The sequence below is a fragment of the Devosia sp. genome, assembly GCF_040509215.1.
Classification (GTDB): Bacteria; Pseudomonadota; Alphaproteobacteria; order Rhizobiales; family Devosiaceae; genus Devosia.
Window position 1 is genome coordinate 1 of record NZ_JBEVLL010000065.1, and the last position, 9,155, is coordinate 9,155.

At 62.2% G+C, this 9,155-nt stretch carries 11 protein-coding genes; 2 read left to right on the forward strand and 9 right to left on the reverse strand.

The features are described 5' to 3' along the window. On the forward strand, positions 1-722 hold a 722-nt coding region (locus tag ABW043_RS03590; RefSeq protein ID WP_353919865.1), incomplete at its 5' end, for an ABC transporter substrate-binding protein. 171 nt (positions 723-893) lie between these two features. Continuing rightward, complete coding sequence (locus ABW043_RS03595; protein ID WP_353919866.1) at positions 894-1,820, forward strand: ABC transporter substrate-binding protein; 927 nt, start codon at positions 894-896, stop codon at positions 1,818-1,820. Positions 1,821-1,973: 153 nt separating this feature from the next. On the opposite strand, the gene blaOXA is transcribed toward ABW043_RS03595, so the two are convergent. The 9 genes from blaOXA to pcaC form a co-directional block, all read right to left on the reverse strand. Next, a complete protein-coding gene (gene blaOXA / locus ABW043_RS03600; RefSeq protein WP_353919867.1) occupies positions 1,974-2,780 on the reverse strand; it encodes a class D beta-lactamase in 807 nt (268 codons plus the stop codon). A 109-nt stretch (positions 2,781-2,889) separates the two neighbouring features. Further along, positions 2,890-3,495: a transglycosylase SLT domain-containing protein gene (locus ABW043_RS22890; RefSeq protein WP_449393469.1), complete on the reverse strand. Its 606-nt coding sequence runs from the start codon at positions 3,493-3,495 to the stop codon at positions 2,890-2,892. A gap of 163 nt (positions 3,496-3,658) precedes the next feature. Then, positions 3,659-4,861: a 3-oxoadipyl-CoA thiolase gene (gene pcaF / locus ABW043_RS03610; protein ID WP_353919868.1), complete on the reverse strand. Its 1,203-nt coding sequence runs from the start codon at positions 4,859-4,861 to the stop codon at positions 3,659-3,661. A 2-nt stretch (positions 4,862-4,863) separates the two neighbouring features. Beyond that, positions 4,864-5,535, reverse strand: a complete 672-nt coding sequence (locus tag ABW043_RS03615; RefSeq protein WP_353919869.1) for a 3-oxoacid CoA-transferase subunit B — start codon at positions 5,533-5,535, stop codon at positions 4,864-4,866. Next, positions 5,532-6,254: a 3-oxoacid CoA-transferase subunit A gene (locus tag ABW043_RS03620; protein ID WP_353919870.1), complete on the reverse strand. Its 723-nt coding sequence runs from the start codon at positions 6,252-6,254 to the stop codon at positions 5,532-5,534. Before ABW043_RS03620 ends, ABW043_RS03615 begins: the two co-directional genes overlap by 4 nt. A gap of 153 nt (positions 6,255-6,407) precedes the next feature. Then, complete coding sequence (locus ABW043_RS03625; protein WP_353919871.1) at positions 6,408-7,439, reverse strand: 3-carboxy-cis,cis-muconate cycloisomerase; 1,032 nt, start codon at positions 7,437-7,439, stop codon at positions 6,408-6,410. 6 nt (positions 7,440-7,445) lie between these two features. Then, complete coding sequence (gene pcaG, locus ABW043_RS03630; RefSeq protein WP_353919872.1) at positions 7,446-8,051, reverse strand: protocatechuate 3,4-dioxygenase subunit alpha; 606 nt, start codon at positions 8,049-8,051, stop codon at positions 7,446-7,448. Next, a complete protein-coding gene (gene pcaH / locus ABW043_RS03635) occupies positions 8,051-8,797 on the reverse strand; it encodes a protocatechuate 3,4-dioxygenase subunit beta (RefSeq protein ID WP_353919873.1) in 747 nt (248 codons plus the stop codon). Before pcaH ends, pcaG begins: the two co-directional genes overlap by 1 nt. Further along, positions 8,794-9,153, reverse strand: a complete 360-nt coding sequence (gene pcaC, locus ABW043_RS03640) for a 4-carboxymuconolactone decarboxylase (RefSeq protein WP_353919874.1) — start codon at positions 9,151-9,153, stop codon at positions 8,794-8,796. The genes pcaH and pcaC overlap by 4 nt, the downstream gene beginning before the upstream one ends. Positions 9,154-9,155 lie beyond the last annotated feature (2 nt).

Below are 9,155 nucleotides of genomic sequence, written 5' to 3' on the forward strand. Positions count from 1 at the left end.
AATCCGTCCTCGGCAATCCCTGGTACGATCACATCGCGGCTGACATGACCGATGTCGTCGTCGTGGGCGAAGAATCCGCGGTGAACCTTGAAGTGCTGCTCTCGCTCGAGCCCGATCTGATCCTCGGCAACAAGATGCGCCACGAAAAGATCTACGAGCAGCTTTCGGCCATTGCCCCGACTGTCGTTTCCGAGCGCCTCCCCGGCGACTGGAAGATCAACATGGCCCTCTACACCGATGCTGCCGGCAAGGGTGAAGACGGCAAGGCCGCCCTCGCCAAGTACGACGCGCGCATCGCCGCACTCCACGACGCCCTCGGCGCCTCGCTCGATGAAAAGATCTCCATCGCCCGCTTCATGTCCGGCCAGACCCGCATCATGTTCAAGGACAGCTTTTCGGGCCTCGCCCTCTCCGAACTCGGCTTCCAGCGTCCCGCGACGCAGGACAAGGACGATTTCGCCGAAGAGATCACCAAGGAACGCATCCCCGAATTCGAAGGCGATCGCCTCTTCTACTTCACCTATGAAACCGGCAATGGCGAAGGCGACACCCAGGCCCAGGACTGGCTGGCCGATCCGCTCTGGAACAATCTCGCGGTGGTGAAGGCCGGCAAGGTCCACCCCGTCTCCGACGCCATCTGGAACACCGCCGGCGGCTACATCGCTGCTAACCTGATGCTCGACGACATCGAAAAGATCTACGGCCTTCCGAGCACGCGCTGAGTCACAATTCCGCTCTGTTTCACCCCGGCCTTGGACTGGGGTGAAACTCTCGGTCGCCGTCACCACCGGGAATGGATTGCCGGAACAGACCCGGCAATGACGAGCATCGAAATTTGTCGACTTGCCGCCGTTCCCTCCGCCGGCCTTCCCCAACACCACAGGAACCCGAGAATGTTCTCTCTCCGCTCCTCCGCCGCCCTGGCCGCCGTCTTCGCCGCCGCCGCTACTCTCGTCGCGCCTGCCTTCGCCCGCGAAGTCACCCATGCAATGGGCGTTACCGAAGTGCCGGATGCCCCGCTGCGCGTCGTCATTCTCACCAATGAAGGCACCGAGGCCCTTCTCGCCCTCGGCGTGAAGCCCGTCGGCGCCGCCCAGAGTTGGGACGGCAATCCCTGGCACGCCCATCTCACCGACCTTCTCGTCGACACCGTCGATCTCGGCACCGAACTTGCCGTCGATCTCGAAGTGCTGGCGACGCTCGAACCCGACCTGATCCTCGGCACCAAGGTGCGCCAGGAAAAGATCTACGAGCAGCTGTCCGCCATCGCGCCCACCGTCATGACCGAAACCATCGGCGGCGAGTGGCAGGAAAACCTGAAATTTTACGCTTCGGCCCTCGGCAAGGATGCGGAAGCCGAAGCCGCTCTCGCCACGTTCGACGTCCGGACCAAGGCCATCCACGATGCGCTCGGCGACGCGATCAACGAGCAGATCTCTATGGTCCGCTTTTCCCCCAACCGCACCCGCATCTACTACAAGGATACGTTCAGCGGCCTGATCCTCGATCAGATCGGTTTCAAGCGCCCGCCCGCACAGGACAAGGACGAGTTCGCCGAGGAAGTGACCAAGGAACGCATCCCCGACATGGCCGGCGATCGCATCTTCTACTTCTCGAGCGACCTCAATGACGCCGGGCCCGAAGCCAATCTCGCCGACTGGCTCGCCGACCCGCTCTGGAACAATCTCGAAGCGGTCAAAGCCGGCAAGGCCCAGCGTGTCAGCGAAATCATCTGGAACACCGGCGGGGGCATTTTCTCGGCCAATCTGATGCTCGACGACATCGAGAAAATCTACGGCCTCGAAAGCACGCGGAAGTAACGTCTTCCGCGCGCGACGACGGAACAGGGATACCTCCCCTCCGCCGAACGTCATCCTCGGGCTTGACCCGAGGACACTTCACTTGTTGGGGCCTCAGTAAGTAAAGAGCCCTCGGGTCAAGCCCGAGGGTGACGATCAGTAGAGGCCGGCCGGCTAAAGCCCCTCAACCAACCCCGCCCAATCTTCCACCAAGTTGTCGCGCGCCCTGAGCCCGCTACTCACCTGGTTGCGCTGCTCATCCTGCGCCAGCCGCACGAACACCAGCCGCCGATCACCCTTTTCCGCCCAGCCCACATACCAGCCCCAGCCGCGCGCCCGATCGAAATTGCCATCCGCCAGCCGCGGAAAGGCCGATCCGGTCTTGCCCCACAGCGTCCAGCCGTCACTGGCACCGCCCTGCTGTACCAGCTCCGCCGCCACGGCCATCGCGGCCTGCGACACCGGCAGTTGTCCATCCACCAGCGCCGCAATGAACCCGGCCTGCTCCAGCGGCGAAATCTTTAGCGACGACGAAATCCAGGACCGCTCAAGCCCATTGTCCTTGCCCGGATCGCCGGAAAAATCGGCATTCCCATAGCCAAGTTTTTGCCCATAGGCGGTCAGCTTGTCCGCCCCGAGCATCTCGGCCAGCCGCTGCGAATACCAGACCGTGGAATTCGTCATCCACATGGTCGGGTCGGTATCCTGCCGCCAGCTTTCCCCGGCCCAATCGGCATAACCTTCCTTAAAGGGCAATTTCGGCTCATGCGCCGAGGTGATGATCCCGGCATCGGCAGCCATCACCGCCAGCGCCACCTTGAAGGTCGAAGCTGGCGTCACCCGCGTTTCGCAGTCACCTTCTTGATGCAACACAGTCCGCGTCGCGGCGCCAGCAATCAGTGTACAAATATCCCGCGCCTGTGCTGGAACGGCCAAGGCAAAAACACCCGCCAGCGTGGCGGAAAACAAAGACAGTCGCACAGAAATCTCCCCCGGCCTTCTGGCCGCGCGTCCGTTCTTTCGTCCACCTGCGTCGCAATTGTGACCTGGCAGAACGCATGGTGAAGAGGAGGTAAAGGGGAAGAGGGCCCTACCGAAGGCCGGCCTTTTCAAGCAGCCCCTGACGCTTGGCGTCATAATAGTAGCCAGCCGCATAGAGCTGCATGGCGCGGTCATGATTGCCGCCGGCCGTAACATAGGCGCCAGCCAGATAACGTACCGCAAAGCGCAGATTGGTCTCCGCGTCGAGCAGGCCCGAAGCCTCGCCCGAAAAGCCCATGCCGCGCGCGGTGGCGTAGCTGATCTGCATCAGCCCGTAATAGGGCCCGTTGCGCGCCGAAGGATTGTAGCCGCTTTCCTTGTTGATCACCCGGCGCACCAGGTTTTCCGGCACGCTGTACTGGGTCGAATAGTGGGAAATCAGCCCATCGAGCGAACCGCGTTCGCTGGCAGCAAAGCCGAGCAGCAGGTCGGAACCGGCGCGGGGCACATTGACGGCCTTGGGTACATGGCCTGCCGGGGTCGGCATTGCCTGCACCGGAGCTGCCGCGGCAATCGCCGCCGAAGCGGACTTATTGCCCGGCAGCGGCTTGATGCCGGACATCGAGCAGGCTGAGACGAGCACCGCCAGCGCAACAATTCCCGCCAGAGGTATGGCCCGTGCCGTCATGCCTTCGTCCTTTTGCGGATGCTTCAATTGCGGCACCTAAGCCCAAATCGCGGCGCCTTGATGGCAGAACAATGTTCCCATGCCGCGCAAGCATATTGTGATCGTTATGTCGGCTTCTGCCGTCAAAAGGTTTACGATTCCTTACTGCATATGCTTGCGCGATGAAAGCAAGTCGATCGAAACGAGGCCGCTAGACGTGCTCCAGCGCCACGGCAATGCCTTGGCCGACGCCGATACACATGGTCGCCAGCGCCCGTTTCTTGCCTGTAAGCGAGAGTTCAAGCGCCGCGGTCCCGGTAATTCGCGCGCCGCTCATCCCCAGCGGATGCCCCAACGCAATCGCCCCGCCATTGGGGTTCACGCGCGGATCGTCTTCGGCAATCCCGAGGTCGCGCAGCACGGCAATGCCCTGGCTCGCAAAAGCCTCGTTGAGTTCGATCACATCGAAATCGCCGGCAGAGAGCCCCAGCCGCGCAAACAGTTTTTTGCTGGCTGGCGCCGGCCCCATGCCCATGATCCGCGGCTCGACGCCCGCAGTGGCTCCACCCAAAATCCGCGCAATCGGCGTCAGGCCATAGCGCTTCGCCGCCGCCTCCGAAGCAATGATCAGCGCTGCCGCCCCATCATTCACCCCCGAAGCATTCCCCGCCGTCACCGTCCCATTGGGAAAGAGCGGCCGTAGCTTCGCCAACGTTTCCACGCTCGTTCCGGCGCGCGGGTGCTCGTCCGTATCGACAACGACCGGATCGCCCTTCTTTTGTGCAATCGAGACCTCAACGATCTCTTGCCCCAGCCGCCCGCTCTTCTGCGCCGTCACAGCCTTCTCCTGGCTGCGCACCGCAAAAGCGTCCTGCGCGTCCCGCGATACGCCAAATTCCTGCGCCACGTTCTCCCCGGTCTCGGGCATGGAATCGACGCCATAGAGCGCCTTCATCGCCGGATTGACGAAGCGCCAGCCGATGGTCGTGTCATAGATCTCGGCATTGCGCGAAAACGCCGTCTCCGCCTTGGGCAGCACGAAAGGCGCCCGCGACATGCTCTCGGTGCCGCCCGCAATCATCAGTTCGGCTTCACCGGCCTTGATCGCCCGCGCCGCCGCAATCACCGCATCCATGCCCGAGCCACAAAGCCGATTGATCGTCGTGCCCGTCACCCCCACCGGCAGTCCGGCGAGCAGCAGGCTCATCCGCGCGACATTGCGATTGTCTTCGCCCGCCTGATTGGCATTGCCGAAGATGACATCGTCGACCGCATCCCAATCGACCTGAGCCTGCTCCGCCATCAGCGCCTTGAGCGGAATGGCGCCCAGATCATCCGGGCGCACAGAGGACAGCGACCCACCAAACCGCCCGATCGGCGTGCGCTTGTAAGCGCAGATAAATGCTTCAGCCATTCTCAAACCTCAGGGGCGATCAGGTCGCCAATCACATCGGGCAGCACCAGCTCCGCCCCCGTCACCGCCTGCAATTCCTCGACACTCATCGACGGCAATTTCTCGCGCAGCACAAAGCGCCCACCTTCGATGTCGATCACCGCCAGGCTCGAATAAATCCGCGTCACGCAGCCCACGCCCGTCAGCGGCAGCGAACACCGCTTCACCAGCTTCGGCTTCCCGTCCTTGGTCACATGGTCGGTAATGACAGCCACGCGCTTGGCCCCATGCACCAGGTCCATCGCCCCGCCCACTGCCGGCACGCCCTTCGGCCCCGTCGACCAATTGGCGAGGTCGCCATTTTCCGCGACTTCATAAGTCCCGAGGATCGCCACATCGAGATGCCCGCCGCGCACCATGCCAAAACTGTCGGCATGATGGAAAAACGCCGCGCCGGGTTTGAGCGTAATCGCCTTCTTCCCGGCATTGATCAGGTCCCAGTCTTCCTCACCCTCCGGCGGCGCCTCGCCAAAGTTCAGCACGCCGTTTTCGGTATGGAAAATCGCCTGCCGCCCCGGCGGTTGGAATTTCGCGACCATTTCGGGAAAGCCGATGCCGAGATTAACATAGGCGCCGTCCTCAATGTCCTGCGCCGCACGCCAGGCAATCTGCGCATTCGAAAGTTTGCTACTCATGCGTAAGCCACCCCTTCGCGCATCAGCGCCTCTTCCTGTTTGGCGTCAGCCACTTTCACAATGCGATTCACAAAGATCCCGGGGGTGACGACCTGTTCGGGATCGATCTCGCCCGGCGCGACGATTTTTGTCGCCTGCACAATCGTCAGCTTTGCCGCCGCCGCCATCAGCGGCGAAAAATTTCGCGCCGCCTTGCGATAGGTCAGGTTGCCCATCGTATCGGCCAGCTCCGCCTTGATCAGCGCCGCATCGGCTTTCAGCCAACGCTCCTGCACATAAGATTTGCCATCGAACTCAGCCACCGGCTTGCCCTTGGCCACGTCGGTGCCAAAACTCGCCGGCGTATAAAAAGCCGGAATGCCCGCGCCAGCGGCACGAATGCGCTCGGCCAACGTGCCCTGCGGCACCAGCTCCAGCGCGATTTCGCCGGCCAGATATTTCTCGGTAAAAGCCCGCGGATCAGCCGAGCGCGGAAACGAGCAGACCATTTTGGCTACCATCCCCGCATCGATCATCGCGGCAATCCCAATCCGCCCATTGCCGGCATTGTTATTGACCACGGTCAGGTTCTTCGGGCTCCTCGTCGCCTTGAACCGATCGATCAGCGCATGAATAAGCTCGATGGGTGCGCCCGAGCCGCCAAACCCACCCACCATCAGCACCATGCCATCCTCAATCCCCGCTACGGCAGCGGCGAGATCGGGCACTGTCTTGTCCATTGTCTTGTCCTTTTCGGCTGGGGCCGAAAGCATGTTTGCCATCGGAAACCCACGAACGGAAATGAAATGGTGCGGGCGATATATAGGTTGGAGGTTATGATAAAACGGCACGGACTGCCAAAAAATGGCGATATCGCGATGGATCGATAACCGTTATGCGATCCTGATCTGCTCAACCAGCTTCTGCGCCAGCCGCAAGCTCGCTCCCGTCGACACCAGCATCTGCGGCAGCGTCAGCCATTCCAGCGTCCATGCCGCGCCCGAGCGCTCGTTCTCATGCACCAGCGCCTGATTGAGCGTGCCCGAAAGCCCCGCTACCTGCCGCGCCAGCGCCACCAGTACTTCCGCATTCACGGGATTGCTCTTATGCGCCATGGCCGAAGATCCGCCGCCGCCTTCGAGCGCCAGAGCCGCAACCTCGTTCTGCGCCAGCAGCGTCACATCCATGCCCATCTTGCCCAGCGTCCCGGCAATCAGCGCCAGCAAATTCCCGAGCGCCGCAATCGGATCGCGCTGCGCCTGCCACGGTGTCGCTAGCCCCAGATCAAGCCGCTTCGCCATGCCGGCCGCGATTGTCTCGCCAAAACCCTCAAAGCTCCCGCGATCCCCCACTGGTCCGCCAAGCTGAATGACAAGCAGGCTCCGCCGCATCCCGGCCAGAGCACGCAGATGCCGCTGCAATGGCTCGCCCCAGCTCGCCAGTTTTGCGCCCCAGGTCGTCGGCAGCGCCACCTGCATCCGCGTATGCGCCATCAGCGGCTTGTCGCCATGGAGGTGCGCCAACTCTTCCAGCGTCGCCAAAACCGACGAGAGCCTCGTCTCATAGACCCCAAGCACCTTTGCCACCTGCAGCATCAGCGCTGTATCAATGACATCCTGGCTCGTCGCGCCCTTATGGAGGGCAGGGCGGTGCTGCTCCGGAATCTCTGCTTTCAGTTGCTTGACCAGCGCCGGCACCACCACGCCATCGCGCGCCATGCCAGCCGCCAAATCTGTCCAATCCGGCTCAAACCCCTCCGCCGCAGCAACGATGGCGCTGGCAGCTTCGGCAGACACAAACCCGCAATCCGCACTCGCCTCCGCCAGCGCACGCTCGAACGCCAGCATGGCCCCAAGTTGCGCCTCGTCCGAGAGCAGGTCTTCGATTTCCGGGTCGCCGGCGAGAGCAGAGAGGAGGGCGGTCATGTCAGCCTAAATATCAAAAAACACCGTCTCCTTCTCCCCCTGGAGATGGATATCGAGCGCATATCGCCCGTCGGCTTCTTTCCGCGCAATCAGCGTCTGCCGCCGGCGCTTGTCCATGATTTTGTTGAGCACGAAGTCGCCCTCATTGGCCTCGGCTTCGTCCTCGAAATAGAGCCGCGTCTGCAGCCCGATATTGATGCCGCGCGCCACGATCCACAGCGACACATGCGGCGCCATGAGTTTCCCGTCCGGCCCCGCCACGCGCCCCGGCTTGATCGTCTCGAAAACCGTAAGCCCAGAAGCGTCCGAAGCCTGCCGCCCCCAGCCAGTAAACGCCGGCGCGGAGCTGGAATTCGGCCCCACAAAGCTCCCGCTCGCATCGGCCTGCCAGATCTCGATGAGACCATCGCTGAGCGGCACACCCGCCCCGTCGATCAGCCGGATATTGAGCGTAATCCGCTCGCCCTCGACCTCGCCATTGATCATGGTTGAACCCATATCGGCGGCATAAACCCCCGGCAGGTCGCAAAAATTCGGCGTCATGCCGATATGCACATAGGGGCCCGCAGTCTGCGACGGGCTTTCCTTCAGCGTCGGAACGGGATGCAGCATCAGTTCCCCTCGAGCTTGTTTTCAAACATGGTCGAACGCCGTCCTCGCAGCACGATATCGAAGCGATAGGCCAGAGCATCCATCGGCGTCGTATTGTGCCGGTCAAGCCGGGCGGTGAGCTGATCGATGGCCGCCTTGTCGTTGATCGTCGCGACGATCGGGCACTGCCAGATCATCGGATCACCCTCAAAATACATCTGCGTAATCAACCTTTGCGCGAAGGCATGGCCGAAAACGGAAAAATGGATATGCGCCGGCCGCCAGTCATTCCCGCCGTTGGGCCAGGGATAAGCACCGGGCTTCACGGTCCGGAACGAATAAAACCCGTTCTCGTCGGTCACCGCGCGCCCAAAGCCGGCAAAATTGGGATCGAGCGCTGCGAGATACGCCTCTTTTTTGTGTCGATAGCGCCCGCCGGCATTTGCCTGCCAGAATTCCACCAGCGTGCCCGGCACGGCCCGTGCATTTTCGTCGAGCACTTGCCCATAGACGATCATCCGCTGCCCAATGGCCTCGGTGCCATCCTGGCTGAAATTGCGGATGAGGTCGTTGTCGAGGGGCCCGAGCTTTTCGTGGCCGAACGTCGGACCCGTCATTTCCGATTTCGCCGGCCCCAAGGCCAGCAAGCTGTGCTTGGGCGCGCGAAACGTCGTGCTCTTATATCCCGGCGTATCTGCTGCCGGATGCCAGGCGCGGTCGCGCTGATAAAGAGCGCCATCGGCGCCGGGCAGAATAATGCCGCTCATTGCCCACTCCCCTCCCGCTTTGCCAGTTCTTCGCGGGCAATCTTGAACGCCCGATTGGCCGCCGGCACGCCGGCATAAACCGCCACATGCAGCAGCGCTTCTTTTATGTCGTCCGGCGTCGCGCCCGTATTGGCGGTGGCGCGCACATGCATCGCCACTTCCTCATCATGGCCCAAGGCCGCCAGCAGCGCGAGCGTGATCATCGAGCGTTCGCGCTTGGTCAGGCCCGGCCGCGACCACACACTGCCCCATGCACCCTCGGTGATAAAACTCTGAAAGTCGGTATCGAACGCGGTCATCTTGGCCGAAGCATTGTCCACATGGGCATTGCCCAAAACCGAGCGGCGCGTCGCCATGC

What these genes read in the sequence shown, in the direction of transcription:
- ABW043_RS03595 (WP_353919866.1), top strand. Translation starts at nt 894, where the DNA reads ATGTTCTCTCTCCGCTCCTCCGCCGCCCTGGCCGCCGTCTTCGCCGCC.
- pcaF (WP_353919868.1), bottom strand. Translation starts at nt 4,861, where the DNA reads ATGGCTGAAGCATTTATCTGCGCTTACAAGCGCACGCCGATCGGGCGG.
- ABW043_RS03615 (WP_353919869.1), bottom strand. Translation starts at nt 5,535, where the DNA reads ATGAGTAGCAAACTTTCGAATGCGCAGATTGCCTGGCGTGCGGCGCAG.
- ABW043_RS03620 (WP_353919870.1), bottom strand. Translation starts at nt 6,254, where the DNA reads ATGGACAAGACAGTGCCCGATCTCGCCGCTGCCGTAGCGGGGATTGAG.
- ABW043_RS03625 (WP_353919871.1), bottom strand. Translation starts at nt 7,439, where the DNA reads ATGACCGCCCTCCTCTCTGCTCTCGCCGGCGACCCGGAAATCGAAGAC.
- pcaG (WP_353919872.1), bottom strand. Translation starts at nt 8,051, where the DNA reads ATGCTGCATCCCGTTCCGACGCTGAAGGAAAGCCCGTCGCAGACTGCG.
- pcaH (WP_353919873.1), bottom strand. Translation starts at nt 8,797, where the DNA reads ATGAGCGGCATTATTCTGCCCGGCGCCGATGGCGCTCTTTATCAGCGC.
- pcaC (WP_353919874.1), bottom strand. Translation starts at nt 9,153, where the DNA reads ATGGCGACGCGCCGCTCGGTTTTGGGCAATGCCCATGTGGACAATGCT.